The 23,458-nt window shown below is 34.3% G+C and carries 23 protein-coding genes; 10 read left to right on the top strand and 13 right to left on the bottom strand.

Annotated features, from left to right (window positions below):
• Window positions 1-44: 44 nt before the first annotated feature.
• The 7 genes from chvE to gnd form a co-directional block, all read right to left on the bottom strand.
• Complete coding sequence (gene chvE, locus D2K60_RS15200) at window positions 45-1,151, bottom strand: multiple monosaccharide ABC transporter substrate-binding protein (protein ID WP_117169585.1); 1,107 nt, start codon at window positions 1,149-1,151, stop codon at window positions 45-47.
• A gap of 212 nt (window positions 1,152-1,363) precedes the next feature.
• Window positions 1,364-2,557: a response regulator gene (locus tag D2K60_RS15195; protein ID WP_117169586.1), complete on the bottom strand. Its 1,194-nt coding sequence runs from the start codon at window positions 2,555-2,557 to the stop codon at window positions 1,364-1,366.
• Window positions 2,550-4,367, bottom strand: a complete 1,818-nt coding sequence (locus tag D2K60_RS15190; protein WP_117169587.1) for a cache domain-containing sensor histidine kinase — start codon at window positions 4,365-4,367, stop codon at window positions 2,550-2,552. Before D2K60_RS15190 ends, D2K60_RS15195 begins: the two co-directional genes overlap by 8 nt.
• A 25-nt stretch (window positions 4,368-4,392) precedes the next feature.
• Complete coding sequence (locus D2K60_RS15185; protein ID WP_117169588.1) at window positions 4,393-5,388, bottom strand: substrate-binding domain-containing protein; 996 nt, start codon at window positions 5,386-5,388, stop codon at window positions 4,393-4,395.
• A gap of 180 nt (window positions 5,389-5,568) precedes the next feature.
• A complete protein-coding gene (gene gntK, locus D2K60_RS15180) occupies window positions 5,569-7,113 on the bottom strand; it encodes a gluconokinase (RefSeq protein ID WP_205418615.1) in 1,545 nt (514 codons plus the stop codon).
• Window positions 7,114-7,205: 92 nt separating this feature from the next.
• On the bottom strand, window positions 7,206-8,549 hold the full coding sequence (locus tag D2K60_RS15175; protein WP_117169590.1) for a GntP family permease: 1,344 nt from the start codon (window positions 8,547-8,549) through the stop codon (window positions 7,206-7,208).
• A gap of 27 nt (window positions 8,550-8,576) precedes the next feature.
• Window positions 8,577-9,473 (bottom strand): phosphogluconate dehydrogenase (NAD(+)-dependent, decarboxylating), encoded by an 897-nt coding sequence (gene gnd, locus D2K60_RS15170; protein WP_117169591.1) that lies wholly within the window; start codon window positions 9,471-9,473, stop codon window positions 8,577-8,579.
• A 173-nt stretch (window positions 9,474-9,646) separates the two neighbouring features.
• On the opposite strand from gnd, the gene D2K60_RS15165 reads away from it, so the two are divergent.
• The 3 genes from D2K60_RS15165 (at window position 9,647) to D2K60_RS15155 (ending at window position 11,504) form a co-directional block, all read left to right on the top strand.
• Window positions 9,647-10,504, top strand: coding sequence for a MurR/RpiR family transcriptional regulator (locus D2K60_RS15165; protein ID WP_117169592.1), 858 nt, complete (start codon window positions 9,647-9,649; stop codon window positions 10,502-10,504).
• A gap of 196 nt (window positions 10,505-10,700) precedes the next feature.
• A complete protein-coding gene (locus tag D2K60_RS15160; protein ID WP_117169593.1) occupies window positions 10,701-10,943 on the top strand; it encodes a YppG family protein in 243 nt (80 codons plus the stop codon).
• Window positions 10,944-11,048: 105 nt separating this feature from the next.
• On the top strand, window positions 11,049-11,504 hold the full coding sequence (locus D2K60_RS15155; RefSeq protein ID WP_117169594.1) for a GNAT family N-acetyltransferase: 456 nt from the start codon (window positions 11,049-11,051) through the stop codon (window positions 11,502-11,504).
• A gap of 32 nt (window positions 11,505-11,536) precedes the next feature.
• On the opposite strand, the gene D2K60_RS15150 is transcribed toward D2K60_RS15155, so the two are convergent.
• Window positions 11,537-12,325: a SurA N-terminal domain-containing protein gene (locus tag D2K60_RS15150; protein WP_117169595.1), complete on the bottom strand. Its 789-nt coding sequence runs from the start codon at window positions 12,323-12,325 to the stop codon at window positions 11,537-11,539.
• Between the two features lie 216 nt (window positions 12,326-12,541).
• Between D2K60_RS15150 and D2K60_RS15145 the strand changes: the two genes are divergently transcribed.
• Window positions 12,542-13,450, top strand: coding sequence for a DMT family transporter (locus D2K60_RS15145; RefSeq protein ID WP_240335283.1), 909 nt, complete (start codon window positions 12,542-12,544; stop codon window positions 13,448-13,450).
• Between the two features lie 65 nt (window positions 13,451-13,515).
• Here D2K60_RS15145 and D2K60_RS15140 read toward each other — a convergent pair whose 3' ends face one another.
• Window positions 13,516-13,986: a hypothetical protein gene (locus tag D2K60_RS15140; RefSeq protein ID WP_117169596.1), complete on the bottom strand. Its 471-nt coding sequence runs from the start codon at window positions 13,984-13,986 to the stop codon at window positions 13,516-13,518.
• Window positions 13,987-14,217: 231 nt separating this feature from the next.
• On the opposite strand from D2K60_RS15140, the gene D2K60_RS15135 reads away from it, so the two are divergent.
• Window positions 14,218-14,886 (top strand): peptidylprolyl isomerase, encoded by a 669-nt coding sequence (locus tag D2K60_RS15135; protein WP_117169597.1) that lies wholly within the window; start codon window positions 14,218-14,220, stop codon window positions 14,884-14,886.
• A gap of 56 nt (window positions 14,887-14,942) precedes the next feature.
• Here D2K60_RS15135 and D2K60_RS15130 read toward each other — a convergent pair whose 3' ends face one another.
• Window positions 14,943-15,101 carry a YfhD family protein gene (locus D2K60_RS15130; RefSeq protein WP_117169598.1) on the bottom strand — a complete coding sequence of 53 codons (159 nt, stop codon included), beginning with the start codon at window positions 15,099-15,101 and terminating at the stop codon, window positions 14,943-14,945.
• Between the two features lie 185 nt (window positions 15,102-15,286).
• On the opposite strand from D2K60_RS15130, the gene D2K60_RS15125 reads away from it, so the two are divergent.
• A complete protein-coding gene (locus tag D2K60_RS15125; RefSeq protein WP_162880737.1) occupies window positions 15,287-17,080 on the top strand; it encodes a DUF2207 domain-containing protein in 1,794 nt (597 codons plus the stop codon).
• A gap of 156 nt (window positions 17,081-17,236) precedes the next feature.
• Complete coding sequence (locus D2K60_RS15120) at window positions 17,237-17,950, top strand: DUF2161 domain-containing phosphodiesterase (RefSeq protein WP_117169600.1); 714 nt, start codon at window positions 17,237-17,239, stop codon at window positions 17,948-17,950.
• A gap of 126 nt (window positions 17,951-18,076) precedes the next feature.
• On the opposite strand, the gene D2K60_RS15115 is transcribed toward D2K60_RS15120, so the two are convergent.
• Window positions 18,077-18,637 (bottom strand): sugar O-acetyltransferase, encoded by a 561-nt coding sequence (locus tag D2K60_RS15115; protein ID WP_117169601.1) that lies wholly within the window; start codon window positions 18,635-18,637, stop codon window positions 18,077-18,079.
• A 43-nt stretch (window positions 18,638-18,680) separates the two neighbouring features.
• Window positions 18,681-19,328 carry a ribonuclease H1 domain-containing protein gene (locus D2K60_RS15110; protein ID WP_117169602.1) on the bottom strand — a complete coding sequence of 216 codons (648 nt, stop codon included), beginning with the start codon at window positions 19,326-19,328 and terminating at the stop codon, window positions 18,681-18,683.
• Between the two features lie 174 nt (window positions 19,329-19,502).
• Between D2K60_RS15110 and D2K60_RS15105 the strand changes: the two genes are divergently transcribed.
• Complete coding sequence (locus D2K60_RS15105) at window positions 19,503-20,456, top strand: alpha/beta hydrolase (protein WP_117169603.1); 954 nt, start codon at window positions 19,503-19,505, stop codon at window positions 20,454-20,456.
• Between the two features lie 285 nt (window positions 20,457-20,741).
• Window positions 20,742-21,737, top strand: coding sequence for a methyl-accepting chemotaxis protein (locus D2K60_RS15100; protein ID WP_117169604.1), 996 nt, complete (start codon window positions 20,742-20,744; stop codon window positions 21,735-21,737).
• A gap of 69 nt (window positions 21,738-21,806) precedes the next feature.
• Here D2K60_RS15100 and D2K60_RS15095 read toward each other — a convergent pair whose 3' ends face one another.
• Window positions 21,807-22,046, bottom strand: coding sequence for a YozQ family protein (locus tag D2K60_RS15095; RefSeq protein WP_117169605.1), 240 nt, complete (start codon window positions 22,044-22,046; stop codon window positions 21,807-21,809).
• A gap of 217 nt (window positions 22,047-22,263) precedes the next feature.
• On the opposite strand from D2K60_RS15095, the gene D2K60_RS15090 reads away from it, so the two are divergent.
• Entirely contained in the window at window positions 22,264-23,394 is a 1,131-nt protein-coding gene (locus D2K60_RS15090) for a CAP domain-containing protein (protein ID WP_117169606.1), read from the top strand.
• The last annotated feature ends 64 nt before the right edge of the window (window positions 23,395-23,458 follow it).

Below are 23,458 nucleotides of genomic sequence, written 5' to 3'. Positions count from 1 at the left end.
AATTTGGTTTAGTGGCGGTCACCCACCACTAAACTTAGGCTGTCTTACTCTAATTCATCTTCAGAATAGTAGCCACTGTCCATTACTATTTCTTGATAATTCTCTATATCTACAGACACAGGTTCTACTAGATAAGACGGAATGACCTCAATACCATTATCATATGTTTCTGTGTCATTAACTTCTGCTTCTTCTCCAGTTAAGATTGCATCAATCATTGTTACTACAACAGCAGCTAAATCACGTGTATCTTTAAATACAGTTTGTGTTTGCTCTTGTGCAATAATTGATTTAATGGAAGCTAATTCAGCATCTTGACCCGTTATAACAGGCATTGGTAAATCACCAGAACCATAACCGACACCTTTTAATGCTTGAATTACACCACGACTAATACCGTCATAAGGTGATAGCACTGCATCAACCGATTCTCCACCAGAATATGCTTTACTAAGAACGTTTTCCATACGAGACTTTGCGTTATTTCCATCCCAACGCATTGTTGCCGCTTGTTCAAATTCTGTCTGTGCACTTTGTACGACTACTTTACCGCTATCAATATGTGGTTGTAGAATCGACATTGCACCATCCCAGAAGAAATAGGCATTATTATCATCAGGTGATCCACCAAATAATTCGATATTAAACGGTCCATCTTCTTCTGTAAGGTTTAATGCCTCTGCAATGTACGTTGCTTGTAATACCCCTACTTGAAAGTTATCGAATGTTGCGTAATAACTAACATCAGGTGTTTCCATAATTAAACGATCGTAGGCAATTACTTCAATATCTTGTTCAGCAGCTTTTGCTAACACATTAGATAATGCTGTACCATCAATCGATGCAACAACTAAAACATCTGCACCTTTTACGATCATGTTTTCAATTTGTTCGATCTGTTTATCTACATCATCTTCTGCATACTGTAAATCAGTTTCAAAACCAAGTGCTTCTAATTGTTCTACCATGTTATTTCCATCATCTACCCATCTAGCTGATGACTTCGTTGGCATTGCAACACCGATTGATGCATCATTTGATACAGCATCGTCCCCATCATCGGAACCACCAGATGTGCTTTCATCCCCACCACATGCAGCAAGTACAAACATAAAACTAAATAATAGTGCAAGTAAGGCAAATTTCTTCATTTTTATAACCCCTTTCATTATTAACTTCCTCGTTACTAACAATAGCAGTTTATATAATGTAAGCCTTTACATTATTTTAAAGTGTTTTTATAAAAAATTAATCTAATTGAAATATTACAACTTTAAAAAATCAAACACACACAATTACTTAACAGATAAAATCTGTTAAGTAATTGTGTTCCTTCGAAAGATTATTCTTTAAGGCTTTAATTTTATTTTCTGAATTGGTTTGGAGATATACCGATTGTTTTTTTAAAAGTCGTACTAAAATAATGCTGTGTTTCATACCCAACAATTTCTGCTATTTCTCTAATTGTCATATCGGTTGTTTTTAATAAATCTGCTGCTTTATTTATTCGCAACTGTGTTAATAAGGCGACATAAGAAATTCCTAACTCTTGTTTCATCATACGACTTATATAAACTGTTGAAACATGAGCATTATCTGCAACTCTTTCTAGAGTAAGTGAAGAATCTTGATAATGTTGTTTTACATATGTTTGGGCTTGTTTTACAATTGGTGAAATTCGTGCTTGCTTATCAACTTTCAACTTACATAAATCATACACATTGTATAAATCAGTTAATTCTGTAAAAAGAACATCCTCAATATGTGCATACAAAGTAATTTTTAAATGTTTTTTTATCTCTGTTACAAGATCTGTTATCTGTTCATTGGTCACGCGCTCCCAGATGCAAACATTAAGTAACTCAGAATCCTCTCTAAATAAAACAATCGATGATGAACCAAGTATCTCCTCGACAATATTGTCAATTGCGAATAAGAAGATTTGTCTTTCATTATCTGTAATCAGTGTTTGATTTTGATGATACGTATGCCACCTCAACACTAAATACTGCAGTGGTAGTACTTTTGGTAATCTTAAAAATTGTAATTGATCCTTTACCTCATCATGCGTTAATTTATCTGCTTTCCAATCTTGAAAAAATCGCTCTTTAAGCTGTTGATAATTTTTCACTAGTTGCTTTTCTGCTTGTTTTAAATATATTTCTTGATTAACCTCCGTTCTAAACTTTTTCTTAAGTGCCATTAGTATCTGTCCCAGTTTTTCTGGATTTACAGGTTTAAGAATATAATCTACTACTTGTAAACGTATGGCATCCTGTGCATAATGAAACGTATCATAACCAGAAATCACAAGCATTTTACACTGTGGCAGTTGTTCCTTTAATTGTTTCATAGCTGTTATACCATCCATTATTGGCATATTTAAATCTATTAATAATAAATCAATTTGATTCTTAATTGCTAAATGTACTACTTCTTCCCCATCTTCCGCCTCCCCAACTACTTCCATTTCATACTTCTCCCAGTTAACGGAATACCGTATCCCCTCACGTATCATCATTTCATCATCCGCAATTAACACTTTCCATTTACGCATTAGGCTTACCCCCATTTAACACGAGATCATTTAAAATTGGTAATATAATTTCAACTCTTGTTCCAATCTCTTTCTTACTATCCATATAAATTCCGTATTCCTCACCAAAGGTTAAGAGAATTCGAGCTTGAACATTTAACATGCCGTATCCTTTTTTATCTCTATTTTCTTCTTGATTTTCTGTACGTGTAATCGCCTCACTTAGTGCCTGCCGTATTTCTTCTAGTTGTGTTTCTGACATACCGACTCCATCATCCTGAATAATAATAGATAGCTTTTGCTCTTTTTCATGTGCAGTCACAATAATATGACCCAAGCCACGTCGTTCCTTAATACCATGATAAATCGCATTTTCGACCAGAGGCTGCAAAATAAATTTCAAAACATAAAGAGAACGATTACTTTCATCAACTTGAATTTGATAATTTAGTTTTTCACGATATCTCATTTTTTGGATCATTAAATAGCTTTCTAAATGTTCTATTTCTTCAGAAAGGGGTATCATATCTCTTCCTTTACTTAATCCTATTCGAAATAATTTAGCTAATGATTCCACTACCTCTGCAATGTCATCTGCTTTTTGCTTCCTTGCCATCCATTGAATAGAATCTAACGTATTATAGAGAAAATGTGGATTAATATTTGCTTGAAGACTTCTGAATTCAGCTTCTCGCTTTTGCCTTTCATGCCGCTTTGTCAAGCGCATTAATTGATCTATTTGTGCTAACATTTTATTAAAACTACGTCCAAGTAATCCAATTTCATCATGCCGTTTTTCATGATAACGAACAGCAAGATTTCCTTCTTCTGCTTTACGCATGAATCGCATTAATTCGGAAATCGGTTTAGATATCGAATTGGATAATATATAGGAGACTGGAATTCCAAATAGCATGATTATAAAAACAAAAATAACTAAGTAATATCGTATTTCTCGTATCTCAAAAATTGTCTCTTTAGCTGGAAATACACCAATTGTTGTCCAATTAGCAAACGATGACTTGTGGAATATAAATTGTAGTTTTTGGTCATTAACTAATTTCGAGAAAGTACCAGTTGTTCTTTCATCTATCCACTGGTCTGGTATTGTATCAATCAATGGTTCATTTGGTTGATATATCGTCTGGTTTTGATCATCGATAACCATTAGATAACCCGTTTTTCCTAATCGAATATCCTTAACTGTTTCAGCAATAACTCTAACCTTTAAATCGATTAAAATAACACCCAGAACTTCTTGTGTATATGGGTCTACTACTGCACGAACAACAGAAACTACTTCATCATTTCTATAATTCACTAATGACGTTATGCTCCGACCTTCTGGTTTACCAATGATTTTAAAAATACCTTTATTATCAACAGCTTCTTGATACCAATATTCTTCCGTCAAATTCTTCCCTGACGGTGCATATAGTTCATTACTCATGTAATTACCTTCATTATTTACCACTAATAATCCAGCTACTTCGGGTGATATCGTAGTAAAATTTCTTAAGAAGTCTGTGATATCATATTCGTTCACCATAGATTCTTCTTCTGAATTTTGGTTTAGAAACAGTTGTATATCTTTATTGGCAGCAATGAAATACGTAATACTTTGCATATTATTGATATGAAATTCAAGCGATTCATTTACTTTGCTTATAAGTTGCGACGTGTTATTGTTCACTTGTTCTTCTAAAACACGCTCGACTGTCGAATTGATTAAAAAGCCTAAACAGATTATAGGGATAATACTGATAAGTAAAAAATGTGAGATTAACTTATATCGAATGGGTAAATTATTAATTTGTATCCAACGTTTCATTAATATCAATCCATTCTTAAAGAGATTATTGCGGATAATAAGAATCCACATTTTTCTTTGTAACAATCGTAACGCCCGTATCTACGTAACGGGGTAAAGGTGTTTCCGCATCCTCTTGTTCTACAATTTTATGTTGTAAATGAAACAAAAATTGTAGTGACCAATACCCCATCTCCCATGTTCCTTGTGCCAATGTTGCAGATATAACACCGTCTTGAATCATATCGAGAGTTCCTTTATCCGTATCAAAGCTAATAATTTTTAATGACTCTTCTAGATTATTATTTATGCTTGCTTGACCTACTCCAACACCACCATTTGCCTCTGTAGCAAATACACCAACTAAGTCGGGGAATTCTGAGATCATGTCTTGTGCAACCAGTTTAGATTGCAATTGATTTCCTCTTCCATCTTGGATTGAGCTAACCTCCATATCAGGATATTCCATAAAAATAGTATCTTGAAAGCCCTGGGTTCTTTCCTGGTGATTTAATTGATTTGGCTGTGTAATTACACCAACTTTTCCTTTTTCATTAACCAATGAAGCCATTTTATGTGCCGCTTCTACTCCTGCGTGATAATTATTTGTTCCTAAAAATGCATATGCTTTACTTTCAGGTGCGTCAGCATCAAACATAACTACTGGAATCCCAGCATCTATTGCTTTATCGATAACAGTTCTTAACGCATCAGGGTCCATAGTTGAAACCGCTATTCCTGCAGGATTTTTCGCAATTACTTGTTCTAATACAGTAATCTCTTCGTTTACATCATATTGTCGCGCACCTCGATATTCTACTGACACATTTAATGCCCCAGCAGCATCTTCAAAACCCTTAAGCGCACGTTTCCAATAATCAATTCCAACTTGAAAGGTCACCATCACATACGTTTCATCCATATTTCCTTGTATTTCGTTCTCAGACCATTCCTGTTTCGTTAATTCATTTGTTTGATAGTGATACACATATAGTACAAACAAACTAATCAATAACAAGTAGACGAAAAGTAGATTCCTCAATAAAGAACTCCCCTTATTTAATTAATATGAAAACGCTTCCAAAAGTGCTTTTTTATTATAACACAAAACAAAAAATGGTAAAAATCTTCCTTTACAATACTATTATGTAACAATTAGATATAGAAACAGAAAAAACGGTATTAGTTGTGTTACCTAATACCGTTTTTGAAAATTCGCTATTTAATTTTGCGCGTGCTTTTGTTGAAATGCAACGATTGCCTCATAGTCCTCTTCAAATAGGCGACTAAGACGTATGAAAATCGGAATTAACTCTGTGTATATATTTACCTGTTCTTGGTTAGGACGATTACTTTCTGTGGTACCAATCATTTCTGATACAACGTTTAGATCATCTACTTCACCTAATGCATATAGCCCGAGTACTACTGCTCCTAAACAAGAGCTTTCGACACTTTCTGGAATCTGAACCTCTTGATTAAAAACATCTGAAAGCATTTGTCTCCAAACAGGTGATTTGGCGAAACCACCAGTAGCATGAATCTTTTCTGGAATCCCGATAATTTCTTCTAGTGCTAGTAGGACTGTATAAATATTTAAATTAATCCCTTCTAGTACTGCACGCATCATATGTTCCTTTTTGTGATGCATTCCTAAACCGAAGAACGACCCTCTCGCATTTGAATTCCATAAAGGAGCCCGTTCACCTGCTAAATATGGATGGAAAATTAGACCTTCCGCTCCAGCTTGTACCTTGCTTATTTTTTCTGTCATTAGATCATAGGGATCGACACCTTGCTCTGTTGCTTTTGCAACTTCTTCATGACAGATTTCATCTCGAAGCCAACGCATAACCATTCCACCATTATTAACAGGTCCACCAATTACCCAATGTTTTTCTGTTAATGCATAACAAAAAATTCTTCCTTTCGGATCTGTCACTGGTCGATCTGTCACTGTTCGTATAGCTCCACTCGTTCCTATCGTTAGTGCAACAACACCTGGTTCAATTGCATTAACACCGAGATTTGATAACACACCATCATTAGCGCCAACTACGAATGGCAAATCAGCATCTATTCCAAGTTCATCTGCCAATTCTTGATTTAACCCTTGTATCTGATGAGTCGTTGGAACAATAGTTGATAGTTGATTATCAGTGATCCCCGCTGTCTCTAATGCGCCTTGATCCCATGTCAGATTCTCTAAATTAAATAATCCTGTTGCTGAAGCGATGGAATAGTCAATGATATACGTATCAAAAAATTGCTTGAAAACATATTCTTTAATCGATATAAACTTATCTGTTTTTTTAAATAGTTCTGGTTGCTCGTTTTTTATCCAAATAATCTTTGCAAGTGGCGACATCGGATGAATCGGTGTACCCGTTCGTAAATAGATTTGATGTCCATTCTCTGCTTTTAACTTTTTAGCCCACGGTTCACTGCGTTGATCAGCCCAAGTAATACTATTTGTTAAGGCTTTACCATCTCTATCCACAGCAATCAAACTATGCATCGCCGAACTAAATGAAATAAACAATAGTTCCTCTTTGTTGATCGTGCTGTTTTTGATTGCTTCTCGAATTGAAGTTTTAACAGCACGCAGAATCTCTTCCACATCTTGCTCTGCTGCACCTGGAACAGGTGTATATAATGGATATTCAACTGCATGCTGACTTTGTATTTTTCCGGATCGATTAAATAAGACCGCTTTTGTACTGGTAGTCCCGATATCTACACCCAGCAGATAATTTTTTTTCATAATTATACCTCCAATAACATTTATACATCTTGCGTACATTCTCCTACCTTATCCGTTAAAACACAAGGAGCGCTTTTTAATGCGCTCCCTTAATTCTATGAAATAAATAGACCAAGTGTAAGTGCAGTAATTAAACCAACAACACCAATTAACGTCTCCATCACTGTCCATGTTTTTAATGTGTCTTTCACATCAAGACCGAAATATCTACTTACTAACCAGAATCCAGAATCATTAACATGTGAAAGCACGGTTGCACCTGCCGCAATTGAGATAACGATTAATCCTAAAACAGGACCTTCTAGACCCATAATGCCTATTACTGGTGAAATTAAACCAGCAGCTGTTACCATCGATACTGTTGCTGAACCTTGTGCAACACGAACTACAGCAGCAATAAGAAATGCTAGAAGAATAGGTGGTAAATTCGAACCTGCCATAATATTTCCTAAAACATCACCAACACCAGAGTCAATTAATACTGTTTTAAATACGCCACCTGCACCAGTTACTAAAATAATAATACCCGCTGGCTCTAATGCTTTTGTTGCTATATCTTGTATATCTTGTCTTGAATAACCTCTTTTTGTACCCAAAAATGTAAATGTTAATAATGTTGCGATTGTTAATGCCACAATCGGGTTACCAATAAAGGTAGTGATCGCTCGGAATGTATTTCCTTCAGGAAGCATCACTGCTGAAAGTGTATTAACTAAAATCAAGACTAACGGAACCATAATAATAGAAGTAATCATTCCAAAGCCTGGTAGCTCTTTGTCATACTCTTTTTCTTCAAAGTTCATATAATCAGGTACCGTAATGTGAATCTTCTTCGAAATATACTTACCAAATAGTGGACCCGCGATAATCATTGACGGTATACCTGCGATGATACCAAATAATATTACCCACCCAAGATCTGCACCAATTAAATCTGCTACTGCAATTGGACCTGGAGTTGGTGGAATATAACTATGTGTAACAGCTAAACCCGCTAATAAAGGAATACCATAGTATAATAATGACTTACCTGTCTTCTTCGCTAAACCGTAAACTAAAGGTACTAAAATGATAAAACCAACATCAAAAAACACTGGAATCGCTACCAAAAATCCGGTAATACCTAATGCCCATTGTGAGCGATCTTCTCCAAATTTATTTAATAACGTTTGTGCAAGACGTTCAACTCCGCCTGAAACTTCTAACATCTTTCCAAACATTGCACCTAGACCAACAACGATTGCCACAAAGCCTAGTGTACCACCCATTCCATTTTCGACCGATTCAATAACATGATCTAATGGCATACCTGCAGCGATACCTACCAGTAAACTTACAACCATTAATGCTACAAATGCATGAAGCTTTATCCGAATTACTAAGAATAATAATGTAAAAATTGCCGCTACTGCTACTAAAATTAATATTGTACCTGACATGATGTATTCCTCCTAATGTATTACGTATTAGTTCTTTTCTACTGCGTGACCACCAAATTGATTTCTGAGTGCTGCAACTACCTTGCCACTAAACGTATCTGACTCTAATGAGCGATTACGCATCATTAAAGATAATGCGATTACTGGTGCAGAAACTTGCAATTCTAATGCAGTTTCTACCGTCCATTTACCTTCACCTGACGAATGGACAATACCTTTTATGTCATCTAAATTACTATCTTCAGAGAAAGCGTCTTCCATAAGTTCCATTAACCAGGAGCGAACGACAGAACCGTTATTCCAAACGCGTGCTACCTTTTCATAGTCATAATTAAACTCACTTTTATCTAAAATATCAAAACCTTCTCCAATTGCTTGCATCATGCCATACTCAATGCCGTTATGCACCATCTTTAAAAAATGACCACTTCCTGATTTACCCGTATAAAGGTAACCGCTTTCAACGCATGTGTCAGAAAATAATTTTTCTACTTGGTTAAAAGCTGTTTTCTCCCCACCTATCATTGTACATGCACCTTCTCTTGCACCTTCCATTCCACCACTTGTCCCAACATCTAAATAATAAATCCCTTGTTCTGCTAATTCTTCTGCACGACGAACGGTATCTTTATAGTTTGAATTTCCTCCGTCAATTAATATGTCATCCTTATCTAATAAGCTATTAATTTCAGACAGTACTTTTTCTGTAACATCACCAGCTGGCACCATCATCCAGATGACTCGCGGTGATTCTAACTTTGCTACAATGTCCTTAAGTGATTTGGCCGCTTCAGCTCCATTCTCTTCCGCTTGTTTAACTGAATCTGAAGAAACATCGTAGGCCACAACCTTATGACCATGATCTAATAAATTAAGTGTTAAGTTCATCCCCATTTTCCCTAAACCAATCATTGCTATTTTCATACACTTCATCTCCCAGAAAAATATTATTTCATAAATTCATTATACAAAAAAAAATTATTCTTTTGCAAGCGTTTTCCGAAAAAATATTTCTTTTTTTGAAAGCGTTCTAAAAAAATATTTCCTTTTTTCATATTTCCCTATATAATAATAGTAATAGATAAGGAGGTTATGTAATGCCTACCAAGGAAATCCAACATTGCCTGGTACGAATAAGGTCACACTACGCAACATTTAGTCATAAAGAAAAAAGAATTGCTGATTATATATTAGAAAAGCCTCATAAAGTTGTTTACGGTACAATTAATCAGGTTGCAGATGATATCGGCATTGCAAATTCTACTGTTTTCCGCTTCTGCAAACGCATTGGTTTTAAAGGTTATCAATCTATGAAAATAGTATTAGCGTCCGAAATTACGGAGCCTATAAATGACATTCATGAAAAGATCTTACCTGATGATAATGAAAAAACCGTAGCAGAAAAAATTTTTCATTCCAATATAAAAACACTTGAAGATACTTTAAAAGTAATGGACGAACATGCCATTAAAGCTGCTATAGAACTAATTCTTCAAGGCAGAAGAGTCGAATTTTTCGGCAATGGTGGCTCAAGTGTTATTGCTCAAGACGCATACCATAAATTTATTCGAACTGGTATTCCTGTATTTGCTCAAGTTGACACACATATGCAGCTGATGTCTGCTTCACAAATGACACCTGATGACGTAGCAGTACTCATTTCCCATACTGGTACAACGAATGACATTCTAGATATACTGGAAATCGTGCAAGAGAACGGGGTTAAAACAATTGGCATTACTAGTTTAGCTAAATCACCGCTCAGTCAAAAGGTCGACATCCCATTGTACACGTTGTCTGAAGAAACAGACTATCGCTCGGAGGCTTTATCTTCACGTATTGCCCAACTTAGTCTGATCGATGCCATTTATGTAAATGTTTTAATCGCACAAAAAGAGGTTGGTATAGAATCGATGCGAAGAGTTAGAAGGGCTATATCATCTAAGCGTATCTAAACGAAGAAATCCAAGTTCAAATTTCATTTGACTTGGTTTTTTTTCTGCTTCATTTAAGATGCGTTAATCCGACATTATAATTACTGAATTTAAAAAGCATAACTTATTAAACAGATAAAACACATGGACAAATACCTTTCCACAACTCCCCTCTTTGAATAATATATAGCAACTATAATTTATAGGAGGTGAAGTAATGTTTCCGGAAAGACCAGTACGACCTACCCAACCTTATCCGCTAATCCCATATCACAGACCATATCAAGTAGCGCCAGTTCAAAAGAAACAAAATTTGTTAGCACAATTTAAGACAGCTGATGGAAATTTCGATATAGATAAAATAACAACAACGGCGCAACAGGTGCAAGGTATTTACACGCAGGTTAGTCCAATGATCAAACAAGTGCGTCCATTGATCACAAAATATATTAAGAAATAACTTTTTCTATTTAGCACAAGCTTTCTTTACTTTGAATAGATTAAATAGTGATAAAGCTTTTCAATTTGAATTCACTGATTGTACGATAAGGAGTTTTGAAACAAAATGGCTATTAGAAAAGCCACGCATCGTGAAACACAAACAATTGTCAACCATGCACCTATAGTGCTAACAGAAGCAACCATGGGCTATGGTGAACCAAGTCCAGAAAAAGCACGTCGAATAGTCTCCAATTTTTTAGCTAACGGTGGGTATTATATGATCTATACTAAAGATAATTATATTCATGGTTGGATTGGTGTAGGAGAAAATTTTGATTATTATTCTAACAAATTGATTGGTCATATCTCAGAAGTTTATGTGCTACCATCCTGTCGAGGTCTAGGAGTTGCAAAGAAATTGTGTAACGAGGTTTTCAAACTACTAGAAGCACAAGGGTATACTGAGGTACAACTAAATGTATTCTCTGGAAATAACGCCAAGTACCTTTATGAAAATATCGGGTTTCATGATATTTCGACATTGATGTACAAAAATTTAAAAAATCATCCTAACAAATAAAAAACCAGATCCAATTGGATCTGGTTTTAGCATTATAAATTAATCGTTACTTCTGCATCTTCTCGCAGTCTATCAATAAGTGTTTGGGTTACTTCTGCTTGTTTTTGACTCTTTAACTGCTCAGCAATCTGCGGTTTCGCATCTTCAAAAGATGGAATTTCTCCTGCTTCTCCGTCAGTTTGCTCTTGCTGTTCAACTACTTGATCATAATAGGCTTGTATCTCTTCATCCGTTGGTTCAGAACCTTCTGATTCACTTGCAATCAGCTGATCAACTTTTACTTGTAGCTCAATTTGGGACATTACTTCTTCTCTATCCGTTCCTTGTTCCTCTATAGCTACAAGAAAATCTTCTTGTGTTTCAAGTCCATTTTGTTCAACTAGGTTATTTAACACTTCATCTATAGCTTCTTCTGAAGCTTCATAATCACGATTATTTGCCTCCTGTATTAGGAGTTCTTGTCCAACCATACCTTCTGCAACTTGTGTCTTCAATTGATCTTGATCTATCTCTGCTGCTTCTCCAGACATTTGTGATTGTAAAGCAACTTGCTGCAATTGTCCTTGATAAGTAGTTTCAAAAGTTTCACGCTGTATTTCTTCTCCATTTACCTCAGCAACAACTTCAGGTATACCTTCCAAGTCCGCCTCGGGCATTTCTGGTTGTTCCGTATTTGCTGTTTCACTATCTTCTGAAGTTTCTTCCTCTTGTGATGCTGTATCATCGTTTGTATCATCGGCTGTTTCATCGTCATCATTACATGCGGCTAATACAAGCACGAATAATACGAGAAGTAAACTTACTAACCATTTCTTATTCATTGTCATTCTCCTTCCAATTTAAGCTTTCGCAAGTGTAACATATTTATTTTAACTTTAAAACCAATACAAGTTTGAAATGATTTTGTTTTTAAAATATACAAATATTGCTTTGTTTAAACATATACGTTAAACTTACTGCCATAAGTGAAAATTTTTCACAACTTTATAATAGTTATCCTGAACCTAGTAGATAGAGAGAAATGGGAGGGCATAACCATGCAAATGAATCATTACTTTGCTTACGGACTTGTTATTCTGGGAGCATCCTTCTGGGGATTAACAGGTTTATTTGTTGAGAATTTGTACGCATTTAATTTCACACCCTGGCAAGTAGTAACGGTACGCTTAAGCGTATCCAGTTTCATATTATTTATCATTCTAGCAAGTATCGCAAGAAGTTATTTAAAGATTAGAATAAAAGACTTACCTTATTTTATGGCACTTGGTGTAGTTAGCATGGCCTTGTTTAATTGGTGTTACTTTGAAGTAATGGAGAGGTCAACCCTTTCTGTTGCTGTTATATTCATTTATACTTCACCAGCTTTTACAGCCATAATAGCAAGATTCTTATTTAAGGAAAAATTGCCACTTCAGAAAATAATCGCTGTTTTCTTAACTATTATAGGATGTGGATTTGTCATTCAATTTTTACCTATAGGGAGCTTTTCTTTAACATCGACTACGATTATATTAGGGTTATTATCTGGTCTATTTTGTTCCTCTTACAGTATTATTGGAAAATTTGCTAGTAGAATTTATCACCCTCTCACGATTACAGTATATTCGATGATTTGCGGTAGTATATTTATGATTCCAACAAGTTCTATTTGGACGCAAAAAGAAGCCTTTATGATTAAAGAAGTTTGGTTGAATATTTTAGGTATATCCATCATTTCTACCATCTTCGCTTATATTTTATTTACTATTGGACTTTCTTATGTGGAATCAAGCAAAGCTTCTATCCTTTCTTCCTTTGAGTTAGTTATAGCCGTTTTAATAGGTCTCCTCCTATTAAATGAAATGTTGAGCAGTTGGCAAGTATTTGGCTTTATACTTGTATTTCTATCTTTATTTTTAACCGTTTTTTCTTTTCGAATAAATAGAACAAGACCCATCCAGAATTGATTTAGCACAATGAAAAGACATTAGATAGCCCTCTAATGTCTTTTCATTTTATCTAAACGTTCTATTTAGGCAGATATTTTCTCTTTGAATTTAAATAGTTTGTCATTTACTTCTGTGATAAGTTTCTTTAATACATCATTGTTTGGTTTCTCACTTTGTGCTGCATCGATTAACGGATAAAGACTTTCTTCAATATTCGTATAATCCTCGGGATACGCATCTTCTACTTTCTTTTCAATAAGCTCCCAATCTTCATCTAGTTTTTTACCACGTTTTATTATTTCCTTACTTTCATCTGGAGATTGTTCCACAACATCTTTTAATGCTTCAATTGTTGCTAAAACTGTATTTACACCTTCCATGATAGTAGCGTCGCTACTATTGTTTTGTGTATCTTGTAAAAAGACTTCTGAGTTTACTGTCACTTCTTCTGTATAAACAATGATTTCATCCACATTTATATCGGTTGGGATAAAACTAAAACCCGCTAATATAAAGAAAGAAACCAGGAAAACGGCAAGCAATTTTTTATACATTGTTCGATCATCTCCATTTCACATAGTCATATTTACTTTTTCCCAATCAAACTATACTATCCATAACAGCATAAACTTTATTCTGTTTAGGCTATGTTTCAAATATGTTGTTTCAGAGAAATTGATACACGCGCAATGTTCACGAAAATTACCGCTCTAATTCAGAATCTATACGTGATATAATAGATTGAAATGTTTAGTTTAATAAGATTTAACAGGAGGAATTTACATATGACAATAAAAATAAAACCAATCCTAGTCTTAATAAGTAGTTTGTTGCTACTATTAATACTTGCAAGTTGTGGTTCTACAACAGAACCAGACGAACCGCAAGAATCAGCAGAGCAAACGGATGAACAATTAGACTTATCTGATGTAGAGGAAAACCCAGTGGTTACTATCACGATGGAGAATGATGAAGAAATAATCTTAGAATTATTTCCTGACATCGCTCCAAATACAGTTGCGAACTTTGTCTCCTTAATCGAAAAGGGTTTTTACGATGATCTAATCTTTCACCGAGTCATTCCTGACTTCATGATTCAAGGTGGAGATCCTGATGGTACAGGAGGTGGTGGTCCAGACTATTCAATTCCAGGTGAATTTACTTCGAATGGATTTGAGAATAACTTATCACATGAACGTGGTGTACTATCAATGGCACGAACAAATGAGCCAGATTCAGCAGGATCACAATTTTTTATCATGGTAGCCGATTCGACTAACCTAGATGGTGAATATGCTGCTTTTGGACAAGTTATCGAAGGTATGGAAGTTGTTGATTCTATCGTTACTGTTGAAAAAGATCCAGAAACGAATAAACCTCTTAAAGATCAACGTATGAAAACAGTCGTTGTCGATACATTTGGGTATGATTATCCAGATCCAATTGTAGAATAAAATAAGGTAATATAAGGGTGCATCCATTTATTATTCAATGGATGCACTTTTTTTTACTATCTATTATCTTTAGCTTCCTCTTCATTAACACCAAATTGTACTTCTGGATTATTAGACATTTCAATATCGACACCATCTGAATTCTTTTGATTTTTAGGTGTTTGTGGTAATTTCGCTTTGTTGTGTTTGCCATTTCGATGTTCGTCTCTGCCCATTACGCCACTCCTTTCTATATTTTAACACTTAGCATGGTAAATATGCTTCTGAATTATCCGTATTTTTTGCAAGTACTATCTTATTCAACGTTCTATTCATGAACGCTGACTTTTTATCATAGATTTAACTATCAGGAATTTGGACAGGTTAGATGCATTTTATGTAATTAAAAAGGATGATTAAAATGAGAATAAAACTTCGATTACTTTGTCTGTTTTTACTGTTGTTTTTGTTAGTTAGTTGTGGAGATAACGATCGTGCTCTAACAATTGAATCTGCAGACATCCAGGCTAACATAGACACTGACGGCACAGTACATGTAACAGAGCTATACACCTATAGTAAGTCTTTTAAAAAAACTACTCGCTCCATGCATGATGATATTGAAAATTTCAAAGCATTTCAAGCACCCAATAATCTTAGAAAGAAAGTTCCTAAAACAGATGATTTAGAACCTTTAGATGTTAAAAAGATTAAAAATGACTATCAAATCGACTTATCTTCCGAAAATGAATTAAATCAACTCGTTTTTAGCTACGATATTATAAACGCTGTTACGAAATATAATGATATAGCAGATTTACAGTACAGCTTTTTTGATTCGAAAACGTCTAGTGATATACATGATGTTACCATTAATATACGTACTCCTAAGAACCAGATACAGCAGGATGCTTTTATCTTTTTTTATACTAGCAACCAACCATTCACTCATACCATCAATAATGAGACCTATTACACATACAAGGACCTATCTGGGTCAGAGACAATTGATTTTAGATTTGTTTTTCCTGCTAATGAGTTAACAAATCGACCAATTGATCAGGAAAAAGATATCAAAAGTGATCTTCTAGTTACAGAAAACGCCTTACAATCACGCTATAAAAATGTGGAAAGTAAATTTAATAATCAGGTTTCCATTTTACTTATTGCTATCATCATTAGCATAATTATTGGGACTTACCTTCTATTACGACATCCAAATCGAAAGCGTGAAAAAAGTAACAAGAAAGCATTCATATCGTTAATGGAAATGGCAGATCCGTTAATCGTTTATTATGTAAATAAAAATGCAAAACTAACAAAAGAATCTATTATTGCAGGGCTTTTCTCCTTACATAAACGCGATTTAATTACTTTAATGGAGGTACCTTCTGATTTGAATCAAGGTAGCACATTTCGTTTTACTTGGAAAAGAACACATCAAAAACTTGCAGAAAGTGACCTTTATCTAAAGGAATGGCTATTCACAAAATACGATGACCAAGGTCCCTACTTTATACTTGAATCATTCACAAGTTTTGAACAAACCAAAAGTCGATCCAAAAAGAAACAGATAACAAAATCAGTTACCTATAATTTGGATAAATGGCGTCAACTTATAGAAATGAACGATATATTTAAAAAGGTAAAAACAAACTACATTCCCTATCAACTTTTTGGTTTTTTACTTGTCCTTTTTTCGCTTGGAATGTTTACTTATTTCGTTTTAAACGATGTATGGGTACGTGAACTGCAATATGCTGTCATTCTAGCTTTTACTATTTTTGCTGCAATTGTTCTAATTTACAATTGTCACAAAATACTTATGACTCTATTATTTAGTGCCATATTTTTGCAAAGTCTTTTTTTTACCATCACAACAGCTACCAATCTTTATCTACTTTTCACCATACTTGCGGCTTCCCTAAGCTTCTTCATTCCAAGCGTAATTTGGCGGAGTGACATGAATGAATTACGAAGAGCAATTAAATTAGCAAAAAAACGATTCAAACAAAAGAGATATCCTATCGGGAACACACCAAAACATCTGCAGCATCAAATGCAGTATGCGATTATTCTAAATCAAGAAAATAGATTCGCACAAGCCTGTAAACCAGTTCCATCCAGTCTATTAGTTACTGGTCATTATCCCTTGCTTCATAATTCAAAGCATACTGCTGCTGTCTTTGATCAAAGCTTACAGGCAATTAATTAAAATTTTGCGAGATGCCCTTTCATTTTTTAAATGGTATGCTTTTCCTTTTTTGTAAGCTTATCAGAAATACTTGATTTCTATTGTATTATCAGCTAAATCCTGCTTATGTATGATAAAATAATAGTATAAATGATTTTTGAAATTGGACGGTGTCATATGAAAGAAGTAAAAAAGATACAAGAATCTGATTTGTACCAGCCTATTCAGAGTCACTTCGTTAAAGAAGGTTATCAAGTTTACGGAGAAGTAAAAGACTGTGATATCGCAGTCATAAAAGATGAAGAATTAATCATCATTGAATTAAAACTCAACTTAACTGTCGACCTTCTTATGCAAGCAGCGAAAAGACAACGATTGTCTGAATTTGTATACATAGCCATCCCAAAACCGAAGTATAACCGCAGATCAAAACGTTGGACAGATATTTGCCATTTAGTTAGAAGATTAGATTTAGGACTAATTCTCGTTACTTTTTCAGGAAACACGAAAAATACAGAAATTATTTTTCATCCTACTCCATTTAATCGTAAAAAACTGATTGGTAAAAATAAGCGAAAGCGACAAGAGGTCTTAAAAGAAATTAGTGGACGAAGTGCGGATTTCAATATTGGCGGATCAAATAGAACACAAATCATGACTGCTTATAGAGAAAATTGCATTCAAATTGCTTGTTACCTTGAACATGCTGGTCCACTATCCCCAAAGCTATTAATTGAAATGGGAACCGGCAAGAAAACTCCCTCTATCTTAACAAAAAACTATTATGGCTGGTTTGAAAGAATTAAACGAGGTGTTTATATCCTTAGTGAGAAAGGTCATAAAGAAATAAAACAATATCCTGAAGTTTGTAAGTTTTATCAAAAAGAGTGAATTGACTTTTTTCTACTTAAATTCTACCAAATACATCAACACTTCGTATCTGTAATTAAAAAACAGCCACTTAAACTAGGCTGTTTTTTGATACAATAATATCTTTTATTAACAAAAAGACTAGTATTATACTTCAATTTGTTTCAATACTTTAGCAGGATTACCACCAACTACGACATTATCTGGTACATCTTTCGTGACGACTGCACCTGATGCAATCACAGCATTGTTCCCTACTGTTACGCCTGGATTAATTATTGCACTTCCTCCAATCCATACATTGTTTCCGATTGTAATCGGTTTTGCATATTCCTTACCCGAATTACGTTCGGTTGGATTAAGTGGATGTGTTGCAGTATATATTTGTACGCCAGGTGCAAGCATGCAATTATCGCCAAATCGCACCTCACATACATCTAAGATGGTGCAGTCGAAGTTTGCATAAAAATTCTTGCCGACATGTGTATTATAACCATAATCAAAACGTATATTTGGCTCCATATATATGTTTTCTCCAGTTGAACCAAGTAATTCTTTTAATAATTTGGACCTTCTTTCTTCTTCATTTTCTTCTGTTTGATTATATATTCTAACCTTTCGTCTTGCTTCCTCACGTTCCTTTATTAATACTGAATCAGCAGATATGTACATTTCTCCAGCCAACATCTTCTGTTTTTCTGTTCTCATAAGCACTTCTCCTAAATGATTTTTTATCTAGCTGTAGCCTTCCTTAATATTTCGAGGAGGATTTTCTTCCAAAGTCTGCTTTACTTTCTCCCCAAAGCTTTGTTTCCCATTTAATAATTTCAGTTGTATAGTTATTTTGATTTAACCAATTTGTTGCACGATCGATTAGTTTCCACAAATGTTCCGTTGAGAAGTCCCTTGGTATTGTCGTATTCGCATGTTTTTTACTAACCCAACTAATTGCTGTTTTAGAGTCTGTATAAATTGGTAAACTACTGTTCTGTTCTTTTAATAAAACTAATGCATGTACAATTGCCAAAAATTCACCGATATTATTTGTTCCATTTGCTACAGGTCCAAAGTGGAATAATTCTTCACTGTCTTTAGTATATACGCCTTTGTATTCCATTACTCCTGGATTTCCACTACATGCGGCATCAACACTTATGCTATCTTCAATAAACGTTGTTTTATTTTTTGAAGATATTTGCTCATTCTTGGAGTCCTTTTTCACAGAATTCGTCTGCATTTTAGGTCCATTTTTAAAAGCAGATTCAGCTTCTTCCTTTGAGAGAAAAGACTTATATCTAGCTCCTTTTATCCCGATAACTTGTTTTTTACATGCATCCCAAGTGTCATAAATCCCAGCATTTTTACCTACCCATACAACGTAGTACTTTTTCTTAGCCATATTTAAACTCCTTTATAACAAATAATCTATTCTTTAGTTTGAACTCTATCTATGACATGATTCTATCATAATATTTATCAAATAATAATCTTTATCCTAACCTTATTATTATTCAATATGCTATATTATAATTTGAAATGAAAATTCACAGTTTTGGACACGAGGAGATTTAGTATGAAAAAACGATACATAATTGCTACATCAGTTATTGGAATACTCATCATATCATACGGGTTTGTAGGTAACTATTTTTATAACTTTGCTTTAAATCCTAATTCAGAGAAAGAGTTTCTGCAGGATAACCCTAATTTAGGTGAATCTGAAGCAGTTTCTGCTTTAGTAGCTGAAGAGAATGAATTATTAGATGTTACTTTTTCAGAAACGAACGTACCGATCCAAGAAAATATTGTTTCTAAAGATGATCTAACATTAAACGCCAATGTATATGAGAATAATAATGCAGATCATAAATGGGCTATCGTTGCACATGGATATACATCTAATAGCACGCAGATGACTCGTTGGATTCGTAATTTCTACGATAAAGGGTATAGTGTATTAGCACCTGACTTACGCGGACACGGTGAGAGTGAAGGAGATTACATTGGCATGGGATGGGATGATCGGAAAGATATGTTGCAATGGATTGATACCATTATAGCAAAAGACCCAGATGCTGAAATTGCACTATTTGGTATCTCCATGGGTGGTGCTACTGTTATGATGACATCTGGAGAAACATTACCCGATAATGTAAAAGTAATTGTTGAAGATTGTGGCTATACTTCCGTTATGGATGTGTTTACGTATCAATTAGATGACTTATTTAATTTACCCCCCTTCCCTGTAATGTCTGCAGCAAACACAATAACAAAAATACGGGCGGGTTACGATTTAAATGATGCCTCCGCTATTGATCAGGTATCGAAAAGTACTACTCCAATGTTATTTATTCATGGAGAAGCTGATAGTTTTGTTCCATTTGAAATGTTAGATGAGGTTTACAATGCAGCAAATGTGGAGAAAGAAAGCTTAGTAATTCCAGGTGCTGAACATGGTCAAGCTGAAAACGTAGATCCTGAACTTTACTGGAAAACAGTGTGGGAATTTGTTGATAATTATATGTGAAAATACAGTACCTTTTCTCACGAATTGTTGAGATTAAGGTACTTTTTTTGTAACTAGGTGAGCTTTTACTAATTAGGCTATTTATTTTCTTGATAAGATAATTATGTATGCTGCTACTATACCTCTAAAGCACTATAAAATCTCAATATTTTAAATTTTCTCTTAATTACATTGACTTAATATTTGTACTTGTGTATTATAATTATATCGTGTTTTTACATATAATAGAAATAATGTAGGTAGGATTGATTATAGAAACTTTGACTTTATGGAGGGATTTCTGTTATGGAAAGTACTGTTGAGAAAAATCTGAACGTTTCGATATTAATGAATGAGCTTAAAGATGATAATAGAAATATGGAAAATGTAATGCATAAAATAAAAGATATTTCTATGAAGTCAAATATTTTAGCATTGAATTCAGGAATTGAAGCTGCTCGTGCTGGAGAAGCTGGAAGAGCGTTTTCTGTTGTTGCGAAAGAAATCAAGAAGTTTGCTGAAGAATGCTTAGATTCAAGTAAAGAGAGTGAAGTTTTGATAAATAGAATTCAAAATAAAGCAAATGAAATTATTGCCTTGCGGACAGTCGATATTGCCTTTGATACGATTGACAAGATTGACCGTAACCTATTTGAACGAAATTGCGATGTACAAGCATGGGCTACATTTGATGCTATTAAAGACTGTCTAACCAATCCAACGCCTGAAATGAAAAAAAGTGCTCAATCATTTATGAAGAATATTTATGAAATATATGAAGTATACTTTGATTTATTCGTTGTTGACCTGTCGGGTGAAATAACAGTCGCAGCTAAAAATCAAAGCCAAGTCGGAACAAACATGTCTGATAGAGAGTGGTTTAACGAGACAATTAGAACAAACGCTGTTCATGTAACGGATATGTACTATTCTAAAGCAGTCGGTGGATATACAATGGGATACTCCGCCCCTATTCACAATGAACAAGGAGAAATTATTGGCGTCTTCACTACTAGATTTAACTGGGAATTTATTTATGACATTATTGATCGTGCAAAGCTACACGAAAAAAGTAAACTCTATGCGATCAACTCGCAAGGCTATATTATTGCTTCGCAAGATCGTAAGGGTATTCTAGAGACAAATTTAAATGATTTAAAAGCTGTAAAAAATGTTCTTTCAGGTAAAGACCAAAGAGGGTATACAATTGAAAATAATCAAATTTATGCTTACTGCTTAACAGAAGGTTATAATGCATATAAAGGTAAAGGTTGGTCTGTTATTGTTAGCGAGTCAATCTAATTACCAATACATATAAACGAGTTTTAGCCAGCTAGCGTGGCGTAAAACTCGTTTTTTTATTTATCTATTTTATTTAAAATAACCTCTTCTTGGTATTTCTTCACCCTTATGACTTTTTAATTGACCATTTTTATCTAGCTTATCTATTTTCGCATCAATTGTACCTTCCATATAATCATCTGACACCTGTTCATGCGTTATTGCTATACCTTTGTCAACGGGATCATTACTTTTATAATCAGAAACATCATACATTTTTTCCGCAACTTTTTCTGCATTTTCAATTGATTCATTATTATTTTTATCCATTATTTATCATCCTCCTCGTATATTATAAATAGTATGTGAAAAAAGCAATAAAATATATATTCCTTTTTTTACTATAATTATAAAACACTTTCATAATTGCAAGTACATCATTTGTATAATATTAACACTCGTTTTATCAATCATCTAAGTTGTCTATACTAGTAAAACTTGCTACAATTATTATTTAGTAAGCAAGTTACATTAGGAGTGTTGATATATGCCAAAAATACGACGAATTATCATTTTATTACTTTTTGTGGCTATGTTTTGGCATTTTTATGGAGATACATTTAATCAATCTGGTCTTTCGGGTGTGTATAGTGAAATTAGTTCAGATATAAATGGAATCATAGATAATCCCAAAGTAATTGAAACTGTTGAATCTTTCAAAACAGAATTGCAGCAATTGCTTAACAGGGTTCAAGGAGATACGGAAGATAGTGAAAATACTGCACAATCTATTCCTGAAGATCCTACATTAGATGCGCCTTCTGAACAGCCATTTTCCGTTCATAATGTTGAACTTGGTGATGACCGTTCAACAGTAGAAGAACAAGCAGGAGAACCAAAACGTTCGTCCATGAATGAGTATAAGGTCAATTGGGTTGCTTACCATGAAAACTATCATAATTACTTTATGGTAGCTTATAATGAGGAAAATAAAGTAATCGGATTATATACAAATCAAAATTTACTAACGTCTACAGAAGACATTACATTTGAGAGCACCAGAGATTCCGTACTTACAGCATTAAATGATCCACTTGAAAGTATCCAAAAAGGATTAATAAACTATCAGATCCAGCAAAATCAAGAATATGATGTGTTTCTTATCAACGATAATTATGTAACACTATTTTATGACAAACATGAAGATAGTACGGTAACAGCTATTCAAATAGTCAGTGATGAAATGGAACAAAAAAGGGATAAGTACTTTGGGGAATCAAGTGATGCTCTAAAAGAAGGTTTTGAGTATCAATTATTTGATCTTACGAATGCAGCACGCGTGGAACATGGACTTTCCGTTTTGTCATGGGATGAGTCGGTAAGAACGACCGCTCGCGACCATAGCTTGGATATGGCTGAAAACAATTACTTTAGCCATACAAATTTAGATGGACAGTCCCCATTTGACCGCATGACGGAAGATGATATCAGCTACACGATGGCAGGCGAAAATCTTGCAGCAGGCCAACCAAGCAGTATTTTTTCACATGAGGGTTTAATGAATTCACTCGGTCATCGGGAAAATATATTAAAAACTGAATTTGAATTACTTGCTGTTGGCGTCGCATTTAATGAAGATTCTCAACCATATTACACAGAAAACTTTTTAACTAAATAGATTAAAAAATGAGGCAAACAATATATAGTTTGCCTCATTTTTTATAAGTGGTTAGTTTTAATAA

It is taken from the genome of Paraliobacillus sediminis (genome assembly GCF_003426055.1).
The sequence above is the reverse complement of the archived record's forward strand: the minus strand, read 5'-3'. Positions and strand labels throughout refer to the sequence as shown.

Coding starts and splice junctions, on each gene's coding strand:
- chvE (WP_117169585.1), bottom strand. CDS start 1,151: ATGAAGAAATTTGCCTTACTTGCACTATTATTTAGTTTTATGTTTGTA.
- D2K60_RS15195 (WP_117169586.1), bottom strand. CDS start 2,557: ATGCGTAAATGGAAAGTGTTAATTGCGGATGATGAAATGATGATACGT.
- D2K60_RS15190 (WP_117169587.1), bottom strand. CDS start 4,367: ATGAAACGTTGGATACAAATTAATAATTTACCCATTCGATATAAGTTA.
- D2K60_RS15175 (WP_117169590.1), bottom strand. CDS start 8,549: ATGTCAGGTACAATATTAATTTTAGTAGCAGTAGCGGCAATTTTTACA.
- gnd (WP_117169591.1), bottom strand. CDS start 9,473: ATGAAAATAGCAATGATTGGTTTAGGGAAAATGGGGATGAACTTAACA.
- D2K60_RS15165 (WP_117169592.1), top strand. CDS start 9,647: ATGCCTACCAAGGAAATCCAACATTGCCTGGTACGAATAAGGTCACAC.
- D2K60_RS15160 (WP_117169593.1), top strand. CDS start 10,701: ATGTTTCCGGAAAGACCAGTACGACCTACCCAACCTTATCCGCTAATC.
- D2K60_RS15155 (WP_117169594.1), top strand. CDS start 11,049: ATGGCTATTAGAAAAGCCACGCATCGTGAAACACAAACAATTGTCAAC.
- D2K60_RS15150 (WP_117169595.1), bottom strand. CDS start 12,325: ATGAATAAGAAATGGTTAGTAAGTTTACTTCTCGTATTATTCGTGCTT.
- D2K60_RS15145 (WP_240335283.1), top strand. CDS start 12,542: ATGCAAATGAATCATTACTTTGCTTACGGACTTGTTATTCTGGGAGCA.
- D2K60_RS15140 (WP_117169596.1), bottom strand. CDS start 13,986: ATGTATAAAAAATTGCTTGCCGTTTTCCTGGTTTCTTTCTTTATATTA.
- D2K60_RS15135 (WP_117169597.1), top strand. CDS start 14,218: ATGACAATAAAAATAAAACCAATCCTAGTCTTAATAAGTAGTTTGTTG.
- D2K60_RS15130 (WP_117169598.1), bottom strand. CDS start 15,101: ATGGGCAGAGACGAACATCGAAATGGCAAACACAACAAAGCGAAATTA.
- D2K60_RS15125 (WP_162880737.1), top strand. CDS start 15,287: ATGAGAATAAAACTTCGATTACTTTGTCTGTTTTTACTGTTGTTTTTG.
- D2K60_RS15120 (WP_117169600.1), top strand. CDS start 17,237: ATGAAAGAAGTAAAAAAGATACAAGAATCTGATTTGTACCAGCCTATT.
- D2K60_RS15115 (WP_117169601.1), bottom strand. CDS start 18,637: ATGAGAACAGAAAAACAGAAGATGTTGGCTGGAGAAATGTACATATCT.
- D2K60_RS15110 (WP_117169602.1), bottom strand. CDS start 19,328: ATGGCTAAGAAAAAGTACTACGTTGTATGGGTAGGTAAAAATGCTGGG.
- D2K60_RS15105 (WP_117169603.1), top strand. CDS start 19,503: ATGAAAAAACGATACATAATTGCTACATCAGTTATTGGAATACTCATC.
- D2K60_RS15100 (WP_117169604.1), top strand. CDS start 20,742: ATGGAAAGTACTGTTGAGAAAAATCTGAACGTTTCGATATTAATGAAT.
- D2K60_RS15095 (WP_117169605.1), bottom strand. CDS start 22,046: ATGGATAAAAATAATAATGAATCAATTGAAAATGCAGAAAAAGTTGCG.
- D2K60_RS15090 (WP_117169606.1), top strand. CDS start 22,264: ATGCCAAAAATACGACGAATTATCATTTTATTACTTTTTGTGGCTATG.